General features: G+C 71.1%; 24 protein-coding genes. 21 read left to right on the top strand and 3 right to left on the bottom strand.

Going from position 1 to position 25,193, the window contains the following annotated elements:
• Window positions 1–12 precede the first annotated feature (12 nt).
• From K1J60_RS13330 to K1J60_RS13320, 3 genes are all read left to right on the top strand, one after another.
• Window positions 13–648, top strand: coding sequence for a trimeric intracellular cation channel family protein (locus K1J60_RS13330; protein WP_259407706.1), 636 nt, complete (start codon window positions 13–15; stop codon window positions 646–648).
• A gap of 45 nt (window positions 649–693) precedes the next feature.
• Window positions 694–1,548 (top strand): thioesterase family protein, encoded by an 855-nt coding sequence (locus K1J60_RS13325; RefSeq protein ID WP_220646414.1) that lies wholly within the window; start codon window positions 694–696, stop codon window positions 1,546–1,548.
• Between the two features lie 174 nt (window positions 1,549–1,722).
• Complete coding sequence (locus K1J60_RS13320) at window positions 1,723–2,121, top strand: hypothetical protein (protein WP_220646413.1); 399 nt, start codon at window positions 1,723–1,725, stop codon at window positions 2,119–2,121.
• Between the two features lie 74 nt (window positions 2,122–2,195).
• Here K1J60_RS13320 and K1J60_RS13315 read toward each other — a convergent pair whose 3' ends face one another.
• Entirely contained in the window at window positions 2,196–2,822 is a 627-nt protein-coding gene (locus K1J60_RS13315) for a TetR family transcriptional regulator (protein WP_220646412.1), read from the bottom strand.
• A gap of 120 nt (window positions 2,823–2,942) precedes the next feature.
• Between K1J60_RS13315 and K1J60_RS13310 the strand changes: the two genes are divergently transcribed.
• The 3 genes from K1J60_RS13310 to K1J60_RS13300 all read left to right on the top strand — a co-directional run bounded on the left by K1J60_RS13310 (window position 2,943) and on the right by K1J60_RS13300 (window position 4,697).
• The gene (locus tag K1J60_RS13310) at window positions 2,943–3,107 is read left to right on the top strand and encodes a hypothetical protein (RefSeq protein ID WP_220646411.1); all 165 of its coding nucleotides are present in this window, start codon (window positions 2,943–2,945) and stop codon (window positions 3,105–3,107) included.
• 64 nt (window positions 3,108–3,171) lie between these two features.
• Entirely contained in the window at window positions 3,172–3,456 is a 285-nt protein-coding gene (locus tag K1J60_RS13305; RefSeq protein WP_220646410.1) for a DUF4190 domain-containing protein, read from the top strand.
• Between the two features lie 71 nt (window positions 3,457–3,527).
• Window positions 3,528–4,697 (top strand): cysteine desulfurase family protein, encoded by a 1,170-nt coding sequence (locus K1J60_RS13300; protein WP_220646409.1) that lies wholly within the window; start codon window positions 3,528–3,530, stop codon window positions 4,695–4,697.
• A 97-nt stretch (window positions 4,698–4,794) separates the two neighbouring features.
• Here the strand turns inward: K1J60_RS13300 and K1J60_RS13295 are convergent, their stop codons facing one another.
• On the bottom strand, window positions 4,795–6,315 hold the full coding sequence (locus K1J60_RS13295; RefSeq protein ID WP_220646408.1) for a multicopper oxidase family protein: 1,521 nt from the start codon (window positions 6,313–6,315) through the stop codon (window positions 4,795–4,797).
• A 284-nt stretch (window positions 6,316–6,599) separates the two neighbouring features.
• Window positions 6,600–7,313, bottom strand: coding sequence for an N-acetylmuramoyl-L-alanine amidase (locus K1J60_RS13290; RefSeq protein ID WP_220646407.1), 714 nt, complete (start codon window positions 7,311–7,313; stop codon window positions 6,600–6,602).
• 60 nt (window positions 7,314–7,373) lie between these two features.
• Between K1J60_RS13290 and mnmA the strand changes: the two genes are divergently transcribed.
• The 15 genes from mnmA (at window position 7,374) to K1J60_RS13215 (ending at window position 25,190) form a co-directional block, all read left to right on the top strand.
• Window positions 7,374–8,504 carry a tRNA 2-thiouridine(34) synthase MnmA gene (gene mnmA, locus K1J60_RS13285; protein WP_220646406.1) on the top strand — a complete coding sequence of 377 codons (1,131 nt, stop codon included), beginning with the start codon at window positions 7,374–7,376 and terminating at the stop codon, window positions 8,502–8,504.
• Between the two features lie 470 nt (window positions 8,505–8,974).
• Window positions 8,975–9,847, top strand: coding sequence for a class I SAM-dependent methyltransferase (locus tag K1J60_RS13280; protein ID WP_398684249.1), 873 nt, complete (start codon window positions 8,975–8,977; stop codon window positions 9,845–9,847).
• 9 nt (window positions 9,848–9,856) lie between these two features.
• Entirely contained in the window at window positions 9,857–10,396 is a 540-nt protein-coding gene (locus K1J60_RS13275) for an LOG family protein (RefSeq protein WP_220646405.1), read from the top strand.
• Between the two features lie 40 nt (window positions 10,397–10,436).
• Window positions 10,437–11,126, top strand: coding sequence for an SDR family oxidoreductase (locus K1J60_RS13270; protein ID WP_220646404.1), 690 nt, complete (start codon window positions 10,437–10,439; stop codon window positions 11,124–11,126).
• Between the two features lie 227 nt (window positions 11,127–11,353).
• On the top strand, window positions 11,354–12,370 hold the full coding sequence (locus K1J60_RS13265) for a methionine synthase (protein WP_220646403.1): 1,017 nt from the start codon (window positions 11,354–11,356) through the stop codon (window positions 12,368–12,370).
• Window positions 12,371–12,384: 14 nt separating this feature from the next.
• Window positions 12,385–14,604, top strand: coding sequence for an NAD-dependent DNA ligase LigA (ligA, locus tag K1J60_RS13260; protein ID WP_220651441.1), 2,220 nt, complete (start codon window positions 12,385–12,387; stop codon window positions 14,602–14,604).
• Between the two features lie 227 nt (window positions 14,605–14,831).
• The gene (locus K1J60_RS13255; RefSeq protein WP_220646402.1) at window positions 14,832–17,222 is read left to right on the top strand and encodes a putative bifunctional diguanylate cyclase/phosphodiesterase; all 2,391 of its coding nucleotides are present in this window, start codon (window positions 14,832–14,834) and stop codon (window positions 17,220–17,222) included.
• Between the two features lie 319 nt (window positions 17,223–17,541).
• The gene (gene gatC, locus K1J60_RS13250) at window positions 17,542–17,838 is read left to right on the top strand and encodes an Asp-tRNA(Asn)/Glu-tRNA(Gln) amidotransferase subunit GatC (RefSeq protein ID WP_005480000.1); all 297 of its coding nucleotides are present in this window, start codon (window positions 17,542–17,544) and stop codon (window positions 17,836–17,838) included.
• A gap of 7 nt (window positions 17,839–17,845) precedes the next feature.
• Window positions 17,846–19,342, top strand: coding sequence for an Asp-tRNA(Asn)/Glu-tRNA(Gln) amidotransferase subunit GatA (gene gatA, locus K1J60_RS13245; protein ID WP_220646401.1), 1,497 nt, complete (start codon window positions 17,846–17,848; stop codon window positions 19,340–19,342).
• Entirely contained in the window at window positions 19,339–19,581 is a 243-nt protein-coding gene (locus K1J60_RS13240; RefSeq protein WP_220646400.1) for a hypothetical protein, read from the top strand. Before gatA ends, K1J60_RS13240 begins: the two co-directional genes overlap by 4 nt.
• A gap of 15 nt (window positions 19,582–19,596) precedes the next feature.
• On the top strand, window positions 19,597–21,111 hold the full coding sequence (gene gatB, locus K1J60_RS13235) for an Asp-tRNA(Asn)/Glu-tRNA(Gln) amidotransferase subunit GatB (protein ID WP_220646399.1): 1,515 nt from the start codon (window positions 19,597–19,599) through the stop codon (window positions 21,109–21,111).
• 225 nt (window positions 21,112–21,336) lie between these two features.
• Window positions 21,337–23,574, top strand: coding sequence for an MMPL family transporter (locus tag K1J60_RS13230; protein ID WP_220646398.1), 2,238 nt, complete (start codon window positions 21,337–21,339; stop codon window positions 23,572–23,574).
• The gene (locus tag K1J60_RS13225) at window positions 23,552–24,127 is read left to right on the top strand and encodes a GNAT family N-acetyltransferase (protein ID WP_220646397.1); all 576 of its coding nucleotides are present in this window, start codon (window positions 23,552–23,554) and stop codon (window positions 24,125–24,127) included. Before K1J60_RS13230 ends, K1J60_RS13225 begins: the two co-directional genes overlap by 23 nt.
• Window positions 24,128–24,162: 35 nt before the next feature.
• Complete coding sequence (locus tag K1J60_RS13220; protein WP_220646396.1) at window positions 24,163–24,777, top strand: hypothetical protein; 615 nt, start codon at window positions 24,163–24,165, stop codon at window positions 24,775–24,777.
• Window positions 24,778–24,974: 197 nt separating this feature from the next.
• The gene (locus K1J60_RS13215; protein WP_220646395.1) at window positions 24,975–25,190 is read left to right on the top strand and encodes a hypothetical protein; all 216 of its coding nucleotides are present in this window, start codon (window positions 24,975–24,977) and stop codon (window positions 25,188–25,190) included.
• Window positions 25,191–25,193: the final 3 nt, after the last annotated feature.

Below are 25,193 nucleotides of genomic sequence, written 5' to 3'. Positions count from 1 at the left end.
CAGAATATACGGGTGTCCCCCTACCCGCTCGACCTGATCGGCATCTTCGTCTTCGCCATCTCCGGCGCGCTGCTGGCCGTCCGCAAGAACTTCGACATCTTCGGCATCGCCGTCCTCGCCGAGGTCACCGCGCTCGGCGGCGGCCTGTTCCGAGACCTGATCATCGGTGCCGTACCGCCGGCCGCCTTCACCGACCTCGGCTACTTCCTCACTCCGCTGCTCGCCGCCCTCCTGGTCTTCTTCCTCCATCCGCACGTGGAGCGCATCCAGACCGGGGTGAACGTCTTCGACGCGGCCGGCCTCGGCCTCTTCTGCGTCGCGGGCACGACGAAGGCCTACGAGTACGGGCTCGGCCTGACCGCCTCCGCCACCCTCGGCCTCGCCACGGCGGTCGGCGGAGGTGTGCTGCGGGACGTCCTCGCCAACGAGGTCCCCTCGCTGCTGCGCTGGGACCGCGACCTGTACGCCGTGCCCGCGATGGTCGGCAGCGGGCTGGTGGTCCTGTGCATCAGCCAGGACGCCCTCAACCCCGTCACCTCGGCCCTCGCCGCGGTCACCGCCTTCGTCCTGCGGCTGCTGGCGATGCGGTACCACTGGCGGGCGCCGCGCGCGTGGAACCGGCGGTCCGCCGCTGTCGAGGAGGCGTGAAGCATAAAGCTACCGCTTAGTAATGACCTGTTGTACCGTTCACCCATGCCCGAAGCAGCTTCCGTACAGGCCACCGTCGGCGACAGCGAGTTCGACCGGGACACCGCGCTCACCCGGCGGATGCCCGGCGTCTACGACATCGACCTCTCCGCCGGCTGGACGATCATCGGCGCCGTCAACGGCGGTTATCTGCTGGCCGTCCTCGGCCGCGCCCTCGCCGACGCGCTCCCGCACGACGACCCGTTCACGATCTCCGCGTACTACCTGACCGCGTCCCAGCCCGGCCCCGCGGTCGTACGCACGGACGTCGTCCGCACCGGCCGGACCCTCTCGACCGGCCAGGCATCCCTCTTCCAGCACGACGACGAGGGCCGCGAGATCGAGCGGATCCGCGTCCTTGCCTCCTACGGCGACCTGGACTCCCTCCCGGACGACGTCCGGACGACGGCGAAGCCGCCCGCGATCCCGCCGATCGACCAGTGCTTCGGCCCTCAGGACGCTCCCGGTCCCGTGCCCGGCGGCTCCGCCATCACCGACCGGCTGTTCCTGAAGCTCGACCCCGCGACACTGGGCTGGGCCCTCGGGGCGCCCTCCGGCAACGGCGAGATGCGGTCCTGGTTCGGGCTCGCCGACGGCCGTGACGCCGACCCGTTCTCCCTGCTTCTCGCGGTGGACGCACTGCCGCCCACCGCGTTCGAGATGGGCCTGAAGGGCTGGGTCCCGACGGTCGAGCTGACGGTGCACATCCGGTGCCGCCCGGCACCGGGACCGCTCCGGGTCGCCATCACCACCCGCAATCTCGCCGGGGGCTTCCTGGAGGAGGACGCGGAGGTCTGGGACAGCGCCGACCGCCTGGTCGCCCAGTCGCGGCAGCTGGCGAGGGCCAGGCTGTCGGGCTGAGGCGCCGAGGGCCGGACGCCGAGGGCCGGACGCCAAGGGCTGTGGGGCGAGAGGCCGTTGGTGATCGCTTTGCCGTTCGCACAGGGATGGCACAGCGCGAACCCAAGAGAGGGACAAGCCGCGTTGATTCGATGCCGCTCACGAGCTCCCTCATCGTTCTTGGAGTTGTCTCTCATGAAGCGTGCACGTCTCGTCCCCGCCGTCGCCCTGCTGGCGGCCGCACCCCTCTTCCTGGTGGCGTGCGGCTCCGGCGACTCGTCGTCGTCCACCTCGGACAACGGCAACTCGGGTCAGCAGCAGAGCTGTCAGCCGCCCTCGGGTGCCCCCTCGGGCGCTCCCTCGGGCGCACCCTCCGCCAACGGGCAGGCCCCGTCCGGTGCCCCCTCGGGTGCCCCCTCCGGCCAGCCGTCCGGCGTGCCCAGCGGTGCCCCGGGCGGTGGCGGCCAGAACGGGGGCCCCGGCGGCGGAGGCGGCTGCGGCGGTCCCGGTGGTGGTCAGCCCGGCCAGGGTGGCCAGGCGCCGAGCGGAGCGCCGAGCCAGGAGGCCTCGGCTTCGGCGTCCGAGGACGGCTGACCGGTCGAGCGGACGGCAGGGAGGGCGCGCCCGATGTCCGGGCGCGCCCTCCCTGCCGTGTGCGTGAAGGTTGTTCAGTCCAGCCAGTGGCGACAGCCGATGCTGATCAGCCGCATCCGGCGGCTCGCCAGCCGGGTCACCCGCAGGCGTTCCTCCTCCGACTCGTCCTGGGCCTTCAGGAAGAGCGAGGCGGTCATCAGCATCTGATCGACGTACAGGCCCGCGAGCATCAGCCGGTCGTCGTCGGTCCACCCCTCGGTCTCCGGCCGCTTGGCCAGCTCGCCGCGCACCTCCTCGGCGAACCGGGTCAGTTGCCCCTGGATGGCGTCCCGCACCGGCTGGACCCCGCTGTGCCGTTCGCGCGCGATGAACCGGACGTGTGCGGGGTACCCGTCGACATGGCGGGCGATCAGATCGACGGCACGCTCGATGAGTTCGTCACTGTCGCCCACCGCCGACATCAGATCCCCGAGCACGGGGTGCAGGCTGCCGAGCGCCTCCTCGACCAGCGCGACGCCGAGGTCCGCGGTCGACCGGAAGTGCCGGTAGAACGCGGTGGGAGCGACCCCCACGGCCCGGGTGACCTCGCGAAGTCCCAGGCTGCTGAGGCTCTGCTCCTCCAGCAGGGCCAGGGCGGCGTCCATGAGCGCCCGCCGGGTCTTCTGCTTCTGCACCTGCCGGACGCCGAAAGTGTGACTCATGCCATGCAGTTAACAACTGTTCTCCGTAATTGCAAAGCCGGGTCGCGCGCTAGACTTGGCGGTCAGTGAACAATTGTAACTACAACCGTTCACCCAACCGTAACGAGAGGCATTCCCGCGATGTTGTTCCTCGTCGCCGCACTCCTGCTGCTGGGCATCGTCCTGGGCACCGTGGCCCATGTGCCGCCGGCCGTCTCGACCGCCCTGGCCGTCGGTATCGCCCTCTGGCTGGCGATCTTCGCGTACCGCGAGCGCCACGCCCGCCGCGGCCGCGGCACGCACTGACCGTCCACCGCCACCGCCACCGCCGAACGACCGTCACCCGATCGCACAGGGGAGCAGACCGACCATGCAGCTCACCGCCGCACGTCAGCAGAACGGAACGACCGCCGCCCGCCCCCGAGGCCGTGACGCCGACGGCATGGCCGTCGCCTCCTTCGTCCTCGGCCTGCTGGGCCTCCTCGTGCTCAACCTCTTCCTCGGCCCGATCGCGATCGTCCTCGCGGCGGTGGCCCTCAAGCGCGGCACGGTGCGACGGGGCCGCGCCTTCCTGGGCCTCGGTCTGGGCATCGCCGACCTGGTCGTCCTCGCCACCCTGATGCAGACGACGAACACGGTGTCCTGGAGCGTCTGAGGCCGGAAATCCCTGCTCGCCCGGGAGCACCCCGAGGTCGCCCGAACACGGCCCCGTAGAATCGGCTCACCATGGCTTACCTCGACCACGCGGCGACCACCCCGATGCTCCCCGAGGCGGCAGAGGTCCTGACCGCCCAGCTGGGCGTCACCGGCAACGCCTCCTCGCTGCACGCCTCCGGCCGCCGAGCGCGGCGCACCGTCGAGGAGGCCCGCGAGACCCTCGCCGAGGCCCTCGGGGCCCGTCCCAGCGAGGTGGTTCTCACCTCCGGCGGCACCGAGGCCGACAACCTCGCCGTGAAGGGGCTGTACTGGTCCCGCCGCGACGCCGACCCGGCCCGCACCCGGGTCCTCGCCAGCCCCGTCGAACACCACGCGGTCCTCGACGCCGTCCACTGGCTCGGCGAACACGAGGGCGCCACCGTCGAGTACCTCCCGGTCGACCCGTACGGCCGAGTCCACCCCGAAGCCCTCCGCGAGGCCGTCGCCCGCAATCCCGACGACGTCGCCCTGGCCACCGTGATGTGGGCCAACAACGAGATCGGCACGATCATGCCGGTCCGTGAACTCGCGGACGTGGCGGCGGAGTTCGACATCCCGCTGCACGCCGACGCGGTCCAGGCCTTCGGTCAGGTTCCGGTCGACTTCGACGCCTCCGGGCTCGCCGCGATGACCGTCTCCGGCCACAAGATCGGCGGCCCGTACGGTATCGGCGCGCTGCTGCTGGGCCGCGAGTACAGCCCCGTGCCCGTCCTGCACGGCGGCGGTCAGGAGCGCCATGTCCGCTCCGGCACCCTCGACGTCCCGGCCATCGCCTCCTTCGCGGTCGCCGGCCGGCTCGCCGCCGAGCAGCACGAGTGGTTCGCCCGGGAGATCGGCGCCCTGCGCGACGCCCTCGTCGAGGCGGTCCGTGCGGCGGTGCCGGACGCCGTCCTGGGCGGTGACCCGTCCCCGGCGGGGCGCCTCCCGGCCAACGCGCACTTCACGTTCCCCGGCTGCGAGGGTGACTCCCTGCTGCTGCTGCTCGACGCCCAGGGCATCGAGTGCTCCACGGGTTCGGCCTGTACGGCCGGCGTCGCCCAGCCCAGCCATGTCCTGCTCGCCACCGGCACCGACCCCGACCTGGCCCGCGGCACCCTGCGCTTCTCCCTCGGCCACACCTCCACGGAGGCGGACGTCGAGGCGGTCGCGAAGGCGATCGGCCCGGTGGTGGAGCGCGCCCGCGACGCCGGCCTGAGCTGAAGAGCGCTGCCCGTCCGGCAGTCGAGTCGACGGCGGGGTCGCGGTCACCGAGTCCGCGGACGCACGACCCCACCGCCGTCCTGGGGCCCCGCCGACGCTAGCTCTCCATCACCATCAGGCCGGCCATCATGCCCTCGTCCTCGTGCTGGAGGAGATGGCAGTGGAGCATGTACATGTACGTGTCGTCCGCGAAGTCGGTGAACTCCATGGCGATCTTGATGGAGCCGCCGCCGACCACCTCGTAGGTGTCGAACCAGCCGAGATCGACGCCCGTCGGCTCCTCGCCGTTGATCTCGATCAACTGGAACGGCACGTCGTGCAGATGGAACGAATGCTCCAGCATCGTGGTGTTGGTGATCGTCCAGACCTCCTTGGCGCCCAGCGTCGTCATGATCGTCGCCATGGACTCCATGGTGGTGCCGACGGCCCCGTTGATCGCCATCTCCAGGCCGTCCTGGTCGAGCGTGATCTCCCGGGCGGTGAAGTCCGACGTGTCGTACCGCTCGATCGTGTTGAGGGAGGACGGCAGGTCGTCGGGGGTGTCCGAGGCGTCGGGGGTGACGGTGAGGAAGTCGTACGTACCACTGCCGCCGCGGACCCACCCGGTCGTGACGACGGCCTGGAGGGTGACCGCTTCGCTCAGGTCCATGACGAACTCGGCGCGCCCGCCCGCGACCAGCCGGATGGACTTCACCTCGGTCGCCCCGGTGAGACAGCCCTGCTCGGTGGCGACCTGGGTGAGCGTGCCGCCGTCGCTCCGCTGGACGGTGATGATGTCGGACGGCGAGGCGTTCAGGACCCGGAAGCGGGTGCGCGTCTTGGTGGCGGTGAAGGTGAGCGTGGTGTCGTCGACGTTGGAGCCGTTGCACAGCACCGGGAAACTGAGCGTGTTCTGCAGATAGCCGGTCAGGTTGTACTTGATGTCGCCGGCGCTGTCCGTGGCCAGGCACTGCAGCACGAGCGGGACGTCGTCCACGCCGTACTCGTCGGGCAGCGCGGCGGACGCCTCGGTCTCGTCCTCCACGATGATCAGACCGGCCAGCCCGTGCACGACCTGCTCGGCCGTGGTGCCGAGCGCGTGCGGGTGGTACCAGAGCGTCTTGGCCTCGTCGAGGATCTCGAAGGTGGGGGACCAGGTCTCCCCGGCGGCGAAGGCGTTCTGCGGGCCGCCGTCCATATCGGGCGGGATGTGCGCGCCGTGGAAGTGGACGCTGGTGTCGGCGTCGAGGTCGTTGGTGATGTTCAACAGGACCGTGGAGCCGGTGGTCCACTTCATGGTCGGGCCGAGGTAGGACCCGTTGTAGCCGGCGGTGTCGCTGGTGACGCCGCCGAGGACCTCGTGCGTGCCTGTCTGTGCGGTGAGCGTGAACGTGGTCGTGCCGTCGGAGGTGGTGCCCTCCAGCAGGTCGGGGATGTTCAGCGTGGCGGTGTTGGTCGCCGCGCCCGCCTTGTTGCCCTTGGCGTCGGTCAGCAGCGAGAACGTCGCCCCGGCCGCCGCGACCGCCGCCAGCCCGGCCCCCGCCATCCCGCCCAGGAACTTGCGGCGATGCAGCCCCTTGCCCGTGTTGCTGCCCTTGTTGCCCCTGCGGCTGTGCTTGCGCTCCGTGTTGTTCGTCATGAGCCGGGATGCTCGACCTGAGGGCTGTGCGAGCACTGGGGCGAAAATAGGAGCGGGCCGAGGGCGCTGTGAGCCGGCCGTGCGCGCCGAGCCGTCTCAACTTCCTTTCAAGGAAGGGGAGTTGAGGCTTCCGCAGGTCGGGTCCGTGGCGCGGGACGTATCGGGTGGGCGTCGGACGGACAGACGGCGCCGGCACGCGCCGGTGTGATGCCGGTCACGGAATCGACGGTCTGTGGTGGCGCTGTCCCCGGCCCCTCGCACCCCTGTGGCCCGGCTGTCGAGGCTCAGGCGGGCGTCGACGTCCCGGCCTTCGCCGCCGCGCGCACCAGCTTCATGTAGCGGTCCCAGTCCCAGCCCTCGCCGGGATCCGTGTGGTCCGTCCCGGGGACCTCGACATGGCCGAGGATGTGCTCGCGGTCGAGAGGGATGTCGTACCGGGCGCAGATCCGGGCCGTCAGCCTCGCGGAGGCCTCGTACATCTCGTCCGTGAAGTCCTCGGGCTTCTCGACGAAACCCTCGTGCTCGATGCCGACACTGCGCTCGTTGTAGTCGCGGTTGCCCGCGTGGTACGCCACGTCCAACTCGCGGATCATCTGCGTGACATGGCCGTCCTTGCGGACGATGTAGTGCGCGGCCGCGCCGTGCGCCGGGTCCTGGAAGACCTTCACCGCGCTGTCGAAGCTGCCCTGGGTGACATGGATGATCACCATGTCTATGCCGAAGTCGTCCGGGCGGTCCGCCAGCCGCCAGTTCGCGTCCGACGCCGCGACCCACTTCGCGCCCGTGTAGTCGACCTCACCGTCCTTGCGCGGCTTCGTGACCCCCGGCACCCGCCACCACGCGCGCGTCAGCTCGTCCCGTGCCACCACGGCCGTACCGACGGCGGCCACGGCCGTGCCGATGAGCAGTGCCCGGCGGCCGACGCGGCGGCCCGCGTCGCTTCCGCCGGAGGCACTCGCGCCGTCGGAGCCGTTCTTCGAAGCCCTTCTCGTTCCCACGAGACCGTCAACGGATACTCGCGGGCTCCGGTTCCCGGCGACCCGTACCCTTGAAGGGTTATGACTGAGATCTCGCAGCGCTCCCGCCCCCTCCGTGTCCTCGCCGCCATGTCCGGCGGGGTCGACTCCGCCGTGGCCGCCGCCCGCGCGGCGGAAGCCGGGCACGACGTGACGGGCGTCCATCTGGCGCTGTCCGCGAACCCCCAGTCCTTCCGGACCGGGGCCCGCGGCTGCTGCACGATCGAGGACTCCCGGGACGCCCGCCGGGCCGCGGACGTCATCGGCATCCCCTTCTACGTCTGGGACCTCGCCGAGCGCTTCCGCGAGGACGTCGTCGAGGACTTCATCGCCGAGTACGAGGCCGGGCGCACCCCGAACCCCTGCCTGCGCTGCAACGAGAAGATCAAGTTCGCGGCCCTGCTCGACAAGGCCCTCGCCCTGGGCTTCGACGCCGTCTGCACCGGCCACTACGCCCAGGTGATCGTGCGTGAGGACGGCACCCGGGAGCTGCACCGCGCCTCCGACATGGCCAAGGACCAGTCGTACGTCCTGGGAGTCCTGGACGACAGGCAGCTCGCCCACGCGATGTTCCCGCTGGGCGACACGCTGACGACGAAGGACGAGATCCGCGCGGAGGCCGAGCGCAGGGGGCTGGCCGTCGCGAAGAAGCCCGACTCCCACGACATCTGCTTCATCGCCGACGGCGACACCCAGGGCTTCCTCGCCCACCGGCTGGGCCGCTCCGAGGGCGACATCCTGGACGAGTCCGGCAACGTCCTGGGCACCCACGAGGGCGCCTACGGCTACACCATCGGCCAGCGCAAGGGCCTGCGCATCGGCACGCCGGCCCCCGACGGCAAGCCGCGCTACGTCCTCGACATCTCCCCGGTGGACAACACGGTGACGGTCGGCCCCGCCGCCGCCCTCGACGTCGACGCCCTGACCGCGATCCGCCCCCGCTGGTGCGGCGCGGCCCCCACCGGCCCCGGCACCTACACGGCCCAGCTGCGCGCCCACGGCGGCGAGACCGAGGTCCGGGCGGAGCTGGTCGACGGCGCCCTCCAGGTCCGCTTCACCGAGCCGGTCCGGGGTGTGGCCCCCGGGCAGGCGATCGTCCTGTACGACGGCACGCGCGTGGTGGGGTCGGCGACGATCGCCTCGACCACGCGCGCGCGGGCGGGCGTGGCGTAGGGCCCACGGCCACGATCGTCCCTCCCCGGGTAGCCGTCCGCGCGTGCGCGGCGCAGGCTGCTTGATGGGTTCTTCGAGCCCAGCCGGAGGCCCTGGCGGGCCGCAGGGGGACGTAGGAGGCCGTGATGACAGCCATAGATCCGTCCGGGCAGGCCGACATACCGCCCGAGCATCCCGGAAAGCAGCCCGAGCAGCCCGGCATACCGTCCGGGGAGCCCGGCATACCGTCCGGGCAGCTCGGCGAAGCGGTTGGGCAGGCTGCGGACCCTTGGGGGCCGGGCGGAAGCATGTCCGAGCAGCCTGACGGACCGGCCGGGCACGCCGGGAGATCATCCGGGCAGGGGGCGCATTCGTCCGGGCAGGTACGGGACGGTTCCGAGCAGGCCTCGAACCCGTCGGGGCCGGGCGGAAACCGCTCGGCCGGAGATCCCTCGGGGGAGGGCGGAGGCATGTCCGGGCAGGGCGGAAACATGGCGGGGCCGGGCGCGGCCAGGTCCGGGCAGGGCGGAAAGCGGGCGGGGAGGGAAACCGGCCCCGCTTCCCGGAACCGGCGGAGTCTCACCCACCGGGTCCGTTACGCGCTGCGTCACCCCCGGCGCGTGCCCGCGCACGCCCGGCGGGTGGCGCGGGACACCTGGCTGCAGCTCAAGCACCGCGACCACATCTCCTACTACCGCGCCGTCATGGCCGCCGACACGGCGCGCAGCCCGGAGGCCGCCGTCGGGCACAACCCGTCGGTCGAGAAGTGGGAACGCATGGGCCGGATGCAGTTCGAGTACCTCCTGCGGCACGGCCTGGAGCCACGGCACCGGATGCTGGAGATCGGCTGCGGGAACCTGCGGGCCGGGCGGCTGTTCATCGACCACCTGGACACCGGGAACTACTACGGCATCGACATCTCTCCGGCCATCCTCATGGAGGCCCAGCGCACCCTCGCCCGGGAGGGCCTGCAGGCCAAACTCCCGCATCTGGCGCTCGTCGCCGACCTCACCTTCTCCTTCCTGCCCGCCGGGTACTTCGACGTCGTCCACGCACACAGCGTGTTCTCCCACTCGCCGCCACACGTCATCGAGCAGTGCCTCGCCCACGTGGGCCGCGTCCTCGCCCCGGGCGGCTTCTTCGACTTCACCTTCGGCCGCACCGAGGGTGCCGAACACCAGGTACTGCACGAGGACTTCTACTACCGGACCGAGACCCTCGTCGAACTCGCCCGGAAACACGGCCTGTCCGCCCGCCTCATGGACGACTGGGAGGATCTGCCGCACCGGCAGTCGAAGATCCGTGCGACGGTGGCCGAGGAGGCCGGTGGACGAGCGGACCCCGATGTCGGTACCGCCCCCTAACGTGGACCCATGAACATCTGTGTCTTCCTCTCCGCCGCGGACCTCGCCGACCGTTACACGCGCCCCGCGAAGGAGTTCGCGAAGCTGCTCGGCAAGGGCGGGCACACCCTCGTGTGGGGCGGTTCGGACGTCGGGCTGATGAAGGTGGTCGCCGACGGAGTGCAGGAGGCGGGCGGCAGACTGCTCGGTGTGTCGGTCGAGTTCCTGGCGGCCAAGGCCCGGCCCGGCACCGACGAGATGGTGGTGGCGCGGGACCTCGCCGAGCGCAAGCGGGTGCTTCTGGAGAAGGCCGACGCGGTCGTCATCATGGTCGGCGGCACCGGCACACTCGACGAGGCGACCGAGATCCTGGAGCTGAAGAAGCACGGCCACACCGAGATGCCGGTGGTCCTGCTGAACACCGCCGGCTTCTACGACGGGCTGAAGGAACAGTTCCGGCGCATGGAGGACGAGGGCTTCCTGCCCCGCCCCCTGACCGACCTGGTCTTCTTCGCGGAGGAGCCGGTGGGGGCGCTGGCGTATCTGGAGGAGAGCAGAGGCGTCGCCTGAGCCGTTTTTCGTCCCGCTCCGGTGATGCGAGCATGACGGCATGGCTACTCATGTGATCACCGGGGCGGGTTCCGGCATCGGCGCGGCCGTCGCCCGACGGCTGCACGAACGCGGGGACGAGCTCGTGCTGCACGCGCGCGACGCGGGGCGGGCGAAGGAACTGGCGGCGGAGTTCCCGGGGGCGAAGACGCTGGTCGGAGATCTGGCGGACCCGGACAAGCTGTCCTGGGCCTTCTCCCACCAGACGCTGCCCGACCGGGTGGACTCGCTGCTGCACATCGCGGGCGTGGTGGACCTCGGCTCGGTGGGCGACCTGACGCCGAAGTCGTGGCGCCACCAGCTCAACGTCAACCTCGTCTCGCCCGCCGAGCTGACCCGTCACTTCCTGCCCCAACTGCGGGCCGCGCGAGGGCATGTGGTGTTCGTCAACTCGGGCGCGGGGCTCAACGCGCACGCGGACTGGTCCGCCTACGCGGCCTCCAAGCACGGGCTCAAGGCCCTCGCCGACTCCCTGCGCTGGGAGGAGCACGGCAACGGGGTCCGGGTGACCACGGTCTATCCCGGGCGCACCGCCAGTCCCATGCAGGCGAAGGTCCACCAGCAGGAGGGCAAGGAGTACGACGCCTCGCGGTGGATCGCCCCGGAGTCGGTCGCCACGACGATCCTCATGGCGCTTGACCTGCCCCGCGACGCGGAGGTGAACGACCTGACGGTCCGGCCGGGTATCTGACCGGCGGGGGCGAGGGTGCGTTGTCGGCTGCGGGTGCGTGGGGGCTTCTCGCGCAGTTCCCCGCGCCCCTAAAGGATTCAGGCCCTGCGGGCCTGAAAAGGCTGGGGAGCAGCCCCGTCTTTTCAGGGGCGCGGGGAACTGCGAGAGAAGCCCTCACCCGGCCGCACCCGACAACCCACCCGATGCCCCGGCCAACGCCCCCGCAAGGGAACCGTAGGCTTCGGGGCGTGAGCGAAGACTTCAGTTTCGGCCCGGCCACCGGTGTGGGTTCCATGCCGGGCGGCGACGCCCGAGAAGCCGCCAAGACCGTCACCGGCACCTTCGAGTGGCCGGCGACAGGCATGGCGTACCTCCCCGAACTCCCCGCCAGAGGCCCCGGCGCCGACATGATCGGCAGAACCGCCGGCCTGCTCGTCGAGCTGTACGCCCGCGTGGAGCCCAGCGGCTGGCGCATCGGCGACCGACCGGGCCGGGACACCAAGCGGGCCAGGTCGTGGCTGGGCGAGGACCTCGACGCGCTGGAGGAGTTCACCCAGGGGTACGAGGGCCCGCTGAAGGTCCAGGCCGTCGGCCCCTGGACCCTCGCCGCCGCGCTGGAGCTGAGGAACGGCGAGGCCGCCCTCTCCGACCCCGGGGCCTGTCGCGACCTCGCCGGCTCGCTCGCCGAGGGCCTGCGCCAGCACCTCGCCGAGATCCAGGGGCGTATCCCGAGCGCCCGGATCGTGCTCCAGCTCGACGAGCCGTCCCTCATCGCCGTCCTGCGCGGCCAGGTCAGGAGCGCCAGCGGCTACCGCACCCACCGCGCCGTGGACCGCCAACTCGTCGAGGCCACCCTCAGGGACGTCATCGGCGTCCACGCGGAGCACGGGGCGGTCGTCGTGCACTCCTGCGCCCCCGACGTACCCTTCGCCCTCCTGCGCCGCGCCGGTGCCACCGGTATCTCCTTCGACTTCACCTTGCTCACCGAGCGTGACGACGACACGATCGGGGAAGCGGTGGAAGCAGGCACGAAACTGCTCGCCGGTGTCGTGCCGACCACGGAGGGAGCATTGTCGGACCCTGCCGGTAGCGTCATGGGGGTCAGGACGCTGTGGCGCAGGCTGGGGCTGCATCCGGGGCTGCTCGCGGAGGCGGTCACGGTCACTCCGACGTGCGGGCTCGCGGGGGTCTCCCCGGCCTACGCACGCCGGGCGCTCGCCCACTGCGTCGAGGCGGCGAGATCCCTCGCGGACAACCCAGAGTGACGGAGGACAACACGGTGGCCGGCGACAAGGACGCACAGCCCACATCGGTACCCGCCGAGACAGCGGTGCCCGCCGAAGCACGCGAGAAGCACGCGCGGCTCGCCGAACAGATCGAGGAGCACCGCTTCCGGTACTACGTGAAGGACGACCCGATCGTCAGCGACGCGGAGTTCGACGAACTCCTGCGCACACTGGAGGCGTTGGAGGACGAGTACGGCGAGCTGCGCACCCCGGACTCGCCGACGCAGAAGGTGGCCGTCGAGTACGAGACCGACCTCGCCGAGGTGGAGCACCGCGAGCGCATGCTCTCCCTCGACAACGTCTTCGACGACGAGGGCCTCGCCGCCTGGGCCGAGCGCGTCGCCAAGGAGGTCGGCACCTCCGACTACCACCTGCTGTGCGAGCTCAAGATCGACGGACTCGCGGTCAACCTGACGTACGAGGACGGCAGGCTCACCCGAGCCGCCACCCGGGGCACCGGTCGGACCGGCGAGGACATCACGCCCAACGTCATGACGATCGCCGAGATCCCGCACCGGCTGAAGGGCGACCGCGTCCCCCGGCTCGTCGAGATCCGGGGCGAGGTCTACTTCCCGATGGAGGCCTTCCAGGGCCTCAACGAACGCCGTGTGGCGGCCGGCGAGAAGCCGTACGCCAACCCCCGTAACTCCGCCTCGGGTTCACTGCGCCAGAAGGACCCCAAGGTCACCGCCACCCTGCCGCTGCACATGGTCGTCCACGGCATCGGCGCCCTGGAGGGCTTCGACGGCGGTTTCACGCGCCTGTCCCAGGCCTACGACCTCCTCAAGTCGTGGGGCCTGCCCACCGCCGAGCACAACAGGGTGGTCGACGACCTCGACGGCGTACGGGAGTTCATCGCCTACTACGGCGAGCACCGCCACTCCGTGGCGCACGAGATCGACGGCGCGGTCGTCAAGCTCGACGAGATCCGGCTGCAGGGCCGCCTCGGATCGACGGCTCGCGCACCCCGCTGGGCGATCGCCTACAAGTACGCGCCGGAAGAGGTCAACACCAAGCTCATCGACATCAAGGTGGGCGTCGGCCGCACCGGCCGGGTCACGCCGTACGCCCAGGTCGAGCCGGTCACGGTGGCCGGCTCCGAGGTCGAGTTCGCCACCCTGCACAACCAGGAGGTCGTCAAGGCGAAGAACGTCCTCATCGGCGACACGGTCGTCATCCGCAAGGCCGGTGACGTCATCCCCGAGATCCTCGGGCCGGTCGTGGCGCTGCGCGACGAGAAAGCGACGCGCCCCTTCGTGATGCCGACCGAGTGCCCGGAGTGCGGTGAGCCCCTGGCGCCCGCCAAGGAGGGCGACATCGACGTGCGGTGCCTCAACTCCCGTAGTTGCCCGGCCCAGTTGCGCGAGCGTCTCTTCTACCTCGCCGGACGCAAGTGCCTCGACATCGAGCACTTCGGATACGTCGCCGCCGCCGCGCTCACCAAGCCGCTGGAGCCGTCCGAGCCGCCCCTCCATGACGAGGGCGACCTGTTCGACCTCACCATCGAACAGCTGCTGCCCATCAAGGCGTACGTCCTCGACCAGGACAGCGGCCTGCCCAAGCGGGACCCGGAGACCGGCGAGAAGAAGCACGCCATGGTCTTCGCCAACAAGGAGGGCGGGCCGAGGAAGAACGCGGTCGCGATGCTGGAGAACATCCAGGCGGCCAAGAACCGGCCGCTCGCTCGGATCCTGACCGGTCTGTCGATCCGGCACGTCGGCCCGGTGGCCGCCGAGGCGCTCGCGCGTGAATTCCGCTCCATCGACAGCATCAGGGAGGCGACCGAGGAACAGCTCGCCGCGACCGAGGGCGTCGGCCCGACCATCGCCGCTTCCCTGAAGGAGTGGTTCGCGGTGGAGTGGCATCAGGAGATTCTCCGCAAGTGGAAGGCCGCCGGGGTCCGCCTGGAGGAGGAGCGCTCCGGCGAGGACGAAGGCCCCAGGCCCCTCGAAGGGCTGACGGTCGTCGTGACCGGGACACTCGAACACCACACGCGTGACGGGGCCAAGGAGGCGCTGCAGAGCCGGGGCGCGAAGGTCACGGGGTCGGTGTCGAAGAAGACCTCCTTCGTCGTGGTCGGTGAGAATCCGGGCTCCAAGTTCGACAAGGCGATGCAGCTCAAGGTGCCCGTCCTGAACGAGGACGGCTTCGCCGTCCTGCTCGAACAAGGGCCGGACGCAGCCGCGGAAGTCGCGCTCCCGATCGAGGAGTAGGGGTTGAAGGCCACCCGTTCGGCGCATACCAGATGCATACGGGTGGCCGGTCGCATTCGGGCAACCGACACCGACCGCTGCCCGTGGAAGCCTTGTGCGGCCTACTGTTGAGGTGGGCGCCTGCCGTGCCCGGACGCGTGGTGGGTTCTCGGACGCGGTGCCGCCCCGGTTGTTCGGGAGCAACGGGCCGCGTGGCGTGGGCACCGCCGGCTGTGAGAGGGACGGGAATGGAACCGACCGAGAGCGTCGCCCCGGACTCGCGGCTGCGCCTGCGCCGGGTCTCCGGGGCCTGGCGACGGGGACGCTCCCTGCTCATGGGAGGACGCCCGTTCGAGGGAAGCCGGGAGCCGGAGAACCAGGGGCCCGGAGGCCTGGAGCAGGGCCCCGGTCGGAGGACCGCCGCGGAGTCCAGGGCAGGGGCCGCCTGGCCGCCGGGCCGTGCGGGCGCGAGCGCACGCGGCCCCCTCGTACCGGGCCCGGCCCCGCTCACCTCCGCCACCCTGGTCGGCACGGGGGCTCCCGCTCTCACCGGCGCGCTCGGTGAGAGCCGCGGCCACGAACTGCCGGGCCACGACGCCGAACGGCACCTGACCTGGCCCGCGCTGCCCGCCGTGATCGTGGGCCTCGCCGGCGCCATCCTGGGCGCCGGGTTCTACCGGGCGTTCGTCGGGCAGCACGCCCTCTTCCCGGCCGGAGCGGTCGGCTGGTCCCTCGCCCTGCTCACCGGCGTCATCGTCGGCCACCTCGTCGCCATGGGCCGCGCCCGCTGGTGGGGCGGCACGGGCTCCGGCGCCGCCCTCACCCTCGCCGTCCTGCTGCTCTACGGCTGGGTGGCCGCCGGCATGGTCAGCCTCACGGTCGTGGTGCTCGTCGGCGTCGCCCGCCGGGGGCGCTGGCGCCAGGGCGTGCTGCACGGCGCGGTCGACATCCTCGGCATCGGCGCCGGCGCGCTCGTCCTGCGGGTCTTCGGCCGTGTCCCCTCGGTGGAGCGGCCCTGGGACCCGGACAGCTGGAACCTCTACTCGGCGCCCCAGGTGGCCCTGGTCGCCATCGCCTATCTCGTGGTCAGCCGCGTCCTGCTCTGGCATCTGGCCGCACCACGCGGCGGTCTGCCCACCGTCGCGCGCACCGCCCTGGTCAGACAGGGCCTCGTCGCCGTCGCGCTGCTCGGCATCGCCCCGCTCGTCTGCGTCGTCGCCCTCGCCCAGCCGCTGCTGCTGCCGCTCTTCGCCATCCCCCTCATCGCGCTCGACTCCACGCTGTGGATCGCCCGCGCCCGGGCCGAGGAACAGCTGCGCGACCCGCTCACCGGACTGCCGAACCGCCAGTGGCTGCTGGAACGCACCTGGACCGCCCTGGACGACGCCGAACGCATCGGGGCGAGGTCGGCGCTGATGCTGATCGACCTCGACCGCTTCCGGTCCGTCAACGACACACTCGGGCATCTCGCGGGTGACCGGTTGCTGTTGCAGATAGCCGATCGGCTGCGGGTCGCCCTGCCACGCGGAGCGGAGGCCGCGCGGCTCGGCGGCGACGAGTTCGCCGTCCTGCTGCCCGTCGCCGACTCCACCACGTCCGCCTCCCGCGTCGCCCGCAACCTCGTCGCCGCGCTCGGCTCACCGCTCGACCTCGACGGGCTCACCCTCGTCCTGGAGGCCAGCGCCGGGCTCGCCGTCTTCCCCGACCACGCGCTCGACGCGGAGGGGCTGCTGCGACGGGCGGACGTGGCGATGTACCAGGCGAAGCGGGACCGCACCGGTGTCGAGGTCTACGAGTCCAAGCGGGACTCGAACACCCCGGACCGGCTCGGTCTCCTCGGTGACCTGCGGCGCGCGCTGGACGCGCAGGAGGTCGAGCTCCACTACCAGCCGAAGGTCCGCTTCGACGGGCAGGTCGCCGGGCTGGAGGCGCTGGTGCGGTGGGTGCATCCCGAACGGGGGAAGGTGCCGCCGGACGAGTTCATAGCGATCGCCGAATCGTCCGGGCTGATGCCGCACCTGACGGAGTACGTCCTGGAGACGGCGCTCGGGCAGGTGGCGAGGTGGCGGGCGCAGGGGCTGCACGTGCCGGTCGCGGTGAACGTGTCCCCGCGCGACGTCCACACCCCCGGGTTCGCGGGGGCGGTGGCCGCACGGCTGGCCCGGCACGGGGTGCCGGCCGGGGCGTTGCAGTTGGAGATAACGGAACACGTGCTCCTGGAGGACCCGCAGCGGGCCGCGGACACCCTTGCCGGGCTGACCGGGCACGGGGTGAAGATGTCGCTCGACGACTTCGGGACGGGGTACTCGTCACTGGTCCATCTGCGGCGGCTGCCGGTCAGCGAGCTGAAGATCGACCGGTCGTTCGTGGCGCGGTTGGCGATCGACAACGAGGACGCGGAGATCGTGCGCTGCACGGTCGATCTCGCCCACTCGCTGGGGCTGCTCGTCGTGGCGGAGGGGGTCGAGGACGACGAGACGTGGGAGCGGTTGCGGGATCTCGGGTGTGACGCGGTGCAGGGGTGGCTCGTCGCTGCCGCGATGCCGCCCGAGGAGGCCACGGCCTGGCTACGGGCGCGGGGGTCGCGGGGGTGGCAGCGGCCCGCCGCGGCGTTGCCTGCGGCGACGGCGGAGGAGTGAGCAAGGGCGCCTGGGAGCTCGGTGGGGGCGGTTCGTCGGCGGGTGCGGGTCCGGTGGGGCTTCTCGCGCAGTTCCCCGCGCCCCTGAAAAGCCGGGGCTGCGCCCCGTGTTTTCAGGCCCGCAGGGCCTGGGCTTTCAGGGGCGCGGGGAACTGCGCGACCAGCCCCCACCGGACCCGCAGAGGGGGCTGATGGGGGCGCAGCCCCTGGGTGATGGGACGGGTAGGGGCGGCGGGGGCGAAGAACCCGTGCGCGGCCAACCCCCCGCGCCCCATAGGATTGGCGCCAAACCACACACACTCACCCCAGAGGATCGCTGCATGCCTGGCATCACGCGCGAGGAGGTCGCCCACCTCGCACGGCTGGCGCGTCTGGAGCTGAAGCCCGAAGAACTCGAACACTTCGCGGGCCAGCTGGACGACATCATCGGCGCGGTCGCCCGCGTCAGCGAGGTCGCCGACCAAGATGTTCCGCCGACCTCGCACCCGCTGCCGCTGACGAACGTCATGCGCGCGGACGAGGTCCGTCCGTCGCTCACCCCCGAGCAGGCGCTTTCCGCCGCCCCGGCCCAGGAGCAGCAGCGTTTCAAGGTGCCGCAGATCCTGGGGGAGGACTGATCACGTCATGACCGACAGCATCATCAAGCTCACCGCGGCTCAGATCGCCGCGAAGATCGCTTCCGGCGAGCTCACCGCCGTAGAGGTCACCGAGGCCCACCTGGCCCGGATCGAGGCCGTCGACGAGAAGGTGCACGCCTTCCTGCACGTCGACCGCGAGGGCGCTCTCGCGCAGGCCCGCGCCGTCGACGAGAAGAAGGCCAGGGGCGAGAAGCTCGGCCCGCTCGCCGGTGTGCCGCTCGCGCTCAAGGACATCTTCACCACGGTCGGGATTCCCACCACCGTCGGGTCGAAGATCCTGGAGGGCTGGATCCCGCCGTACGACGCCACGCTCACCAAGCGGCTGAAGGACGCGGACGTCGTCATCCTCGGCAAGACCAACATGGACGAGTTCGCCATGGGGTCGTCGACGGAGAACAGCGCGTACGGACCGACGGGCAACCCGTGGGACCTCACCCGCATCCCCGGCGGCTCCGGCGGCGGTTCCTCCGCCTCGCTCGCCTCCTACCAGGCACCCCTCGCCATCGGCACCGACACCGGCGGTTCCATCCGCCAGCCGGCCGCCGTCACCGGCACGGTCGGCGTCAAGCCGACGTACGGGGCCGTGTCGCGGTACGGCATGGTGGCGTTCTCCTCCTCCCTCGACCAGGGCGGGCCCTGTGCCCGTACGGTCCTGGACGCGGCGCTGCTGCACGAGGTGATCGCCGGCCACGACCCGCTCGACTCCACCTCGATCGACGCCCCGGTACCGCCGGTCGTCGAGGCCGCCCGCAACGGCAGCGTCGCCGGGATGCGCGTCGGCGTCGTCAAGCAGTTCCGCGGCGAGGGCTACCAGGCCGGTGTGGTCCAGCGGTTCGACGAGTCCGTCGAGCTGCTGAAGGAACTGGGTGCCGAGATCGTCGAGCTGGACTGTCCGTCGTTCGACCTGGCGCTGGCCGCGTACTACCTGATCGCGCCGAGCGAGTGTTCGAGCAACCTCGCCCGCTTCGACGGACTGCGCTACGGCCTGCGGACCGGCGACGACGGCACGAACTCCGCCGAGACGGTCACCTCCCTCACCCGTGAGGCGGGCTTCGGCCCCGAGGTGAAGCGCCGCATCATGCTCGGCACGTACGCGCTCAGCTCCGGCTACTACGACGCGTACTACGGCAGCGCCCAGAAGGTCCGTACGCTCATCACACGGGACTTCGAGAAGTCGTTCGAAAAGGTCGACGTCATCGTGTCGCCGACCACGCCCACCACCGCCTTCCCGATCGGCGAGCGCGCCGACGACCCGATGGCGATGTACCTCGCGGACCTCTGCACCATCCCGACCAACCTCGCGGGCAACGCCGCGATGTCCCTGCCCTGCGGCCTCGCGCCGGAGGACGGGCTGCCGGTCGGACTGCAGATCATCGCCCCGGCACTGAAGGACGACCGTCTTTACAAGGTCGGCGCCGCCGTCGAGGCCGCCTTCGTGGAAAAGTGGGGGCACCCGCTTCTCGAGGAGGCTCCGTCGCTGTGAGCAACGCACTGTCCAAGGCCAAGGACTTCCAGAAGTCCAAGTCCGGCACGTACGTGTCCATCGCCACCACCGCCTTCGGCGCGTGGGGCATCGCCAAGCGGATCAAGAAGGCCCGCGCCGAGCAGGACACGCTGCGGCTGATCGACTCGACGGTCGCCGCCGTCGGCATCGTCACCGGCCTCGCCATCCTGTACCGCGAACTGAAGCGGCTGGGCGACGACGACGTCCTGCTGGGCTGAGAGGGAAGTTAGACCGTGACCACCACGACCGACCTGGTGTCGTACGAGGACGCGCTGGCGTCGTACGACCCCGTCATGGGCCTTGAGGTCCATGTCGAACTCGGCACCAAGACCAAGATGTTCTGCGGCTGTTCGACCGAACTCGGTCAGGACGCCAACACGCAGACCTGTCCCGTCTGCCTCGGCCTGCCCGGCGCGCTCCCGGTCGTCAACGCGATCGGCGTCGAGTCGGCCATCAAGATCGGTCTCGCGCTGAACTGCGAGATCGCCGAGTGGTGCCGCTTCGCCCGGAAGAACTACTTCTATCCGGACATGCCGAAGAACTTCCAGACCTCCCAGTACGACGAGCCGATCGCCTTCAACGGCTACCTCGACGTCCAGCTGGAGGACGGCGAGACCTTCCGCGTGGAGATCGAGCGCGCCCACATGGAGGAGGACACCGGCAAGTCGACGCACGTCGGCGGTGCCACCGGCCGCATCCACGGCGCCTCGCACTCGCTGCTCGACTACAACCGCGCGGGCATCCCGCTCATCGAGATCGTCACCAAGCCGATCGAGGGCGCGGGCGAGCGCGCTCCCGAGGTCGCCAAGGCGTACGTCCGTGAGCTGCGCGAGGTCATCAAGGCGCTCGGCGTCTCCGAGGCCCGGATGGAGATGGGCCAGATGCGCTGCGACGTGAACCTGTCGCTGCGCCCGAACGGCACCGAGAAGTTCGGCACGCGTTCGGAGACGAAGAACGTCAACTCGCTGCGGTCCGTCGAGCGTGCCGCCCGCTTCGAGATCCAGCGGCACGCGGCCGTCCTGAGCAGTGGCGGGACGATCATCCAGGAGACCCGGCACTTCCACGAGGACACGGGGTCCACGACCTCCGGCCGCGTGAAGGAGGAGGCCGAGGACTACCGGTACTTCCCCGAGCCGGACCTCGTGCCGGTGGCTCCCTCGCGCGAGTGGGTCGAGGAGCTGCGGGCCGCGCTGCCCGAGCTGCCGCTGGTCCGCCGCAACCGGCTCCGCGAGGAGTGGGGCGTCTCGGCCACCGACATGCAGGCGATCCTCAACGCCGGTGCGCTGGACCTGATCGTCGCCACCATCGAGGCCGGGGCGGACGCCGCCTCCGCTCGCAAGTGGTGGATGGGCGAGCTGGCCCGCAGCGCCAACGAGTCGGGCACGGCGCTGGACGAGCTGGCGATCACGCCGGAGCAGGTCGGGCGGGTGACCGAGCTGGTCTCGAAGGGCGACCTGAACGACAAGCTGGCCCGGCAGGTCATCGAGGGCGTCCTCGCGGGCGAAGGCACCCCGGACGAGGTCGTCGACAAGCGCGGTCTGAAGGTCGTCTCCGACGAGGGTGCCCTGACGACGGCGGTCGAGGAGGCCATCGCGGGCAACCCGGCCATCGCGGACAAGATCCGCGGCGGCAAGGTGGCCGCGGCCGGCGCCCTGGTCGGCGCGGTCATGAAGGCCACGCGCGGTCAGGCGGACGCGGCACGCGTCAAGGAGCTGATCCTGGAGAAGCTGGGCGTCAGCGAGGGCTGAACGGTCGGCGGTTCCGTCACGTATCCCCGAGGGCGGCGCATCACCGCGATGCGCCGCCCTCGGGCGTGCGCGCGCCGAGTGACGCAGGGCGACAGAGTGCCGCCGTTTGTCCTGTGAGGTGCCTCCCATCCCATGTGAGGAGACCCTCAAAGGGGCCAAACGATCACATTGTGGTGCAACAGTTGCCAGGAATTGCTCATGCCTCCCCCCTCAGGAGCACGATCCGTGGCAGCCCTCGCGCGCTGGTGTGTCCGGCACCGTCTTGTCGCCGTCCTTCTGTGGCTTCTCGCCTTCGCCGGCACGGCCGCCGGCGCCGCCGTCGCGGGAGCCGCGTACTCGAACGACTACAAGACCCCCGGAACCGAGTCCAGCCGTGCCACCGAACTGCTGAGCGAGGGCTTCCCGGGCGTCAGCGGTGACAGCGCCACCGTCGTCTGGCACACGAGCGACCAGGCCGCGAGCGTGCGGGCCGCCGCCGTCGAGCAGACGATGACCCGCGCCCTGGACGAGATCGCCGACCTGCCCGGTGTCGCCGCCGTGACCGATCCGTACGACGGCGCCGACGGCGGCCGGATCAGCGAGGACGGGCGCACGGCGTACGCCACCGTCACCTTCGACCAGCCGGCCGAGGACGTGGACAAGGCGCAGGCCCAGGCCGTCGTCGACAGGGCGAAGGCCGCCGAGGGCGACGGGCTCCAGGTGGAGCTGGGGGGCACCTCGATCGGGCTCACCGAGGCCTCCGGCGGGCATCTCGCGGAGATCGTCGGTGTCCTCGTCGCCGCCGTCGTCCTCTTCCTGGCGTTCGGCTCGCTCGCCGCCAGCCTGCTGCCGATCGCGACCGCCCTGGTCAGCGTGGGCACCGCCTACGCGGGGATCACCCTGCTCGGGCACGCCATGACGGTCGCCGACTTCGCGCCCATGCTGGGCACCCTCATCGGCCTCGGCGTCGGCATCGACTACGCGCTGTTCATCGTGACCCGGCACCGACGGGGGCTGAAGCGGGGCCTGTCCGTGGAGGAGGCCGCGCGGAGCGCCGTCGCGACCACCGGACGGGCCGTGGTCTTCGCCGGCGCCACGGTCTGCATAGCCCTGCTGGGCATGCTGATCCTGCGGCTCGGCTTCCTCAACGGCGTCGCGCTCGCCGCCTCCCTCACCGTGGTCCTCACCGTCGCCGCCTCCGTGACACTGCTGCCGGCCCTGCTGTCGTTCATCGGCATGCGCGCCCTGAGCCGCCGCGAGCGCCGCCGCCTCGCCGAGCACGGTCCCGAGCCCGAACTGCCCACGGGCTTCGCCGCCCGCTGGTCCGCCTTCGTCGAGCGGCACCCGAAGAAGCTCGGCGCGCTCGCCCTCGTCGTCATGACCCTGCTGGCCCTGCCCACGCTCGGACTGCGCCTCGGCACCTCCGACCAGGGCAACGACCCGAAGGCGACCACCACCCGCCAGGCCTACGACCTCCTCGCCGACAGCTTCGGGCCCGGGGTGAACGGCCCTCTGACCCTGGTCACCGAGGTCGACGGCGCCGCCGACGAGCTCGCCCTCGACAACCTCGACACCACGCTCAGGGCCACCGAGGGCGTCTCGGCGGTGACCCCGGTGACGTACAACACCGGCGGCGACACCGCGTACCTCACCGTCGTACCCGACTCCTCCCCGCAGTCCGCGAAGACCAGCGATCTGGTCGAACGGCTGCGCGACGAGGTGCTGCCGCGCGCCGAGACCGGCACCTCGCTGGATCTGCATGTCGGCGGGGTGACCGCTGGTTACGACGACTTCGCCGACGTCATCGTCGGCAAGCTCCCGCTGTTCGTCGGCGTCGTCATCGGCCTCGGCTGTCTGCTGCTCCTGCTCGCCTTCCGGTCCATCGGGATACCGCTCAAGGCCGCCGCGATGAACGTCGCCGCCGTCGCCGCCGCGTTCGGCGTGGTCGTCGCGATCTTCCAGTGGGGCTGGGGGAGCGAGCTGCTGGGCCTCGGCCGGGCCGGGCCGATCGAGCCCTTCCTCCCCGTGATCATGGTCTCGGTCCTCTTCGGGCTCTCCATGGACTACCAGGTCTTCCTGGTCAGCAGGATGTACGAGGAGTGGCTGGAGACCGGCGACAACCGGCGCGCGGTCCGGGTCGGCCTCGCCGAGACCAGCCGGGTGATCAACTCCGCGGCGGTCATCATGATCTCCGTCTTCCTCGCCTTCGTGCTCAGCGGCGACCGCGTGATCGCCATGTTCGGCATCGCGCTCGCCGCCGCCGTCGCCCTCGACGCCTTCGTCCTGCGCACGCTCCTCGTCCCCGCCCTCATGCACATGCTCGGCGGCGCCAACTGGTGGCTGCCCCGCTGGCTCGACCGGCGCATGCCCCGCATCAGCATCGAACCGCCCGAGACCCGCGCCGCCCATGAGAGGCTCGCGGACGTCGTGGTGGAAGACGTGGAGAAGGAGCGGCCGAAGGATGTACGCGATATCCCTGGGTGACGACGGCGCCGAACTCCGGCCCCTGGAGCCGTGGCACGCCGAGGAGTTCCTCGCCCACCTGGAGCGGGGACGGGACTTCATCAACCAGTACGTCCCCTTCGGTCAGGCCGCCACGGACGTCGACGGCGCGCGCGCCGTCCTCCAGCGGTACGCCGACATGCGCGCCGCCGACACCGGCTCCCTGCACGGCATCTGGCTCGACGGCAAGCTCGTCGGCGGGGTCCTCTTCCTCAACTTCGATGCGGAGAGCGCCAACTGCGAGGTCGGCTGCTGGCTGGAGCCCGCCGCCACCGGGCGAGGGCTCGTCACCCGCGCCATGCGGATCCTCATCGACTGGGCCGTCGACGTCCGCGCCGTCCACCGGGTCGAGTGGATCGCGGCCTCGGGCAATACGCCGAGCCTCGACGTGGCACGGCGGCTCGGCATGGTCAGAGACGGTGTGCAGCGCGAGAGATATCCCCACCGGGGTGTGCGGCACGACTTGGAGATATGGTCCGTCCTGGCGCCCGAATGGCGTGCGGCACGCGCCCGCAGCGCTCACAAGGATCATTAAGAAACCTCTCAGACAACATTCGTACGGTGCGAGGTATGGGAACCAAGACAGTTGACGAGACCGGGGCCGACACGGGCGCCGAGGCCAGGAACGACGACGAGTCGGTGAAGGGCACCGACGTCACCAAGGAGGACGCGGCCCGCGAGGAAGCCGCGACGGAGGCCGGCGACTCGGTCGAGACCGACGGCTCCGACGCCTCCGACGAGGCCGTGGAGTTCGACGAGGAGTTCCCGCCGGCCACCGCGAAGGCGACGCCGGGCGTCGGTCAGGGTGCCGCCGGCATCGTGTCCGTGGTGCTGGGCCTCGTCTCGCTGACCGGAGGCTGGGTCGGCACCGTCGCCTCCGCGCGTGAGGAGATCACCGGACAACTGGAGATGCAGGCCGCGACCAACGCGACCGTCGCCACCCAGCTCCAGGCCGTCTACGGGGACGCCTGGCAGGCCTCCGCCCTGTGGGCCGGCGTCTTCGCGCTGGTCGGCCTGATCGTCGGCGTGGCCGTGCTGGTGCGGCCCGCGTTCGGCGACCCCGACCAGGTGCAGACGCCGTGGATCAAGTCGGTGGCCTGGGCCGGAGTCTCGGTCGGCTTCATCGGGCTGGTGCTGGCCGCCCTGAAGTACTCCGACCTCCTGCTGGCACTGCCGAGCACCTGACGCGCGCCCGCCCGCACAGGGCGGACCAGCGGCTTCTGAGGGGCCTTAGGCCCGTCGTGGGCATACCTACGACGGGCCTAAGGCCCCTCGCGCGTTCAAGATGCGGAATTCTCCCGATGTGGCGCCCCCGCCTCGGAGACGAAGGTTGAGGCATCGCACCAAGCGAGCCGAGACTGACTCTTCACGAGGGGTACGAGATGTTCGAGTACGAGCTCCAGCAGATCCGTTCCGCCGAGCTGATCCGCGAGGCGGAGCACTACCGTCAGGTACGCGAGGCCCGCCGCGCCCGCCGCGCGGCCGCACACGACGCCACGACCGCGACGAGGTCCGCCTCGAAGGAAGGAGAACAGGACGCGGAGGGGAGCGTGCCCGGCCATCGCCCGCGTCGGCTCCGCTTCCCGCGCGCCGCGTGACGG

Source organism: Streptomyces akebiae (assembly GCF_019599145.1).
Classification (GTDB): domain Bacteria; phylum Actinomycetota; class Actinomycetes; order Streptomycetales; family Streptomycetaceae; genus Streptomyces; species Streptomyces akebiae.
The sequence above is the reverse complement of the archived record's forward strand: the minus strand, read 5'-3'. Positions and strand labels throughout refer to the sequence as shown.

Bases quoted from the DNA above. Each gene is read 5' to 3' on its own strand.
- K1J60_RS13315 (WP_220646412.1), bottom strand. From the start codon at position 2,822: ATGAGTCACACTTTCGGCGTCCGGCAGGTGCAGAAGCAGAAGACCCGG.
- K1J60_RS13275 (WP_220646405.1), top strand. From the start codon at position 9,857: ATGAACATCTGTGTCTTCCTCTCCGCCGCGGACCTCGCCGACCGTTAC.
- K1J60_RS13300 (WP_220646409.1), top strand. From the start codon at position 3,528: ATGGCTTACCTCGACCACGCGGCGACCACCCCGATGCTCCCCGAGGCG.
- K1J60_RS13295 (WP_220646408.1), bottom strand. From the start codon at position 6,315: ATGACGAACAACACGGAGCGCAAGCACAGCCGCAGGGGCAACAAGGGC.
- K1J60_RS13270 (WP_220646404.1), top strand. From the start codon at position 10,437: ATGGCTACTCATGTGATCACCGGGGCGGGTTCCGGCATCGGCGCGGCC.
- K1J60_RS13325 (WP_220646414.1), top strand. From the start codon at position 694: ATGCCCGAAGCAGCTTCCGTACAGGCCACCGTCGGCGACAGCGAGTTC.
- gatA (WP_220646401.1), top strand. From the start codon at position 17,846: ATGACCGACAGCATCATCAAGCTCACCGCGGCTCAGATCGCCGCGAAG.
- K1J60_RS13215 (WP_220646395.1), top strand. From the start codon at position 24,975: ATGTTCGAGTACGAGCTCCAGCAGATCCGTTCCGCCGAGCTGATCCGC.
- K1J60_RS13225 (WP_220646397.1), top strand. From the start codon at position 23,552: ATGTACGCGATATCCCTGGGTGACGACGGCGCCGAACTCCGGCCCCTG.
- gatC (WP_005480000.1), top strand. From the start codon at position 17,542: ATGCCTGGCATCACGCGCGAGGAGGTCGCCCACCTCGCACGGCTGGCG.
- K1J60_RS13280 (WP_398684249.1), top strand. From the start codon at position 8,975: ATGGCGGGGCCGGGCGCGGCCAGGTCCGGGCAGGGCGGAAAGCGGGCG.
- K1J60_RS13220 (WP_220646396.1), top strand. From the start codon at position 24,163: ATGGGAACCAAGACAGTTGACGAGACCGGGGCCGACACGGGCGCCGAG.
- K1J60_RS13310 (WP_220646411.1), top strand. From the start codon at position 2,943: ATGTTGTTCCTCGTCGCCGCACTCCTGCTGCTGGGCATCGTCCTGGGC.
- K1J60_RS13255 (WP_220646402.1), top strand. From the start codon at position 14,832: ATGGAACCGACCGAGAGCGTCGCCCCGGACTCGCGGCTGCGCCTGCGC.
- K1J60_RS13320 (WP_220646413.1), top strand. From the start codon at position 1,723: ATGAAGCGTGCACGTCTCGTCCCCGCCGTCGCCCTGCTGGCGGCCGCA.
- K1J60_RS13305 (WP_220646410.1), top strand. From the start codon at position 3,172: ATGCAGCTCACCGCCGCACGTCAGCAGAACGGAACGACCGCCGCCCGC.
- mnmA (WP_220646406.1), top strand. From the start codon at position 7,374: ATGACTGAGATCTCGCAGCGCTCCCGCCCCCTCCGTGTCCTCGCCGCC.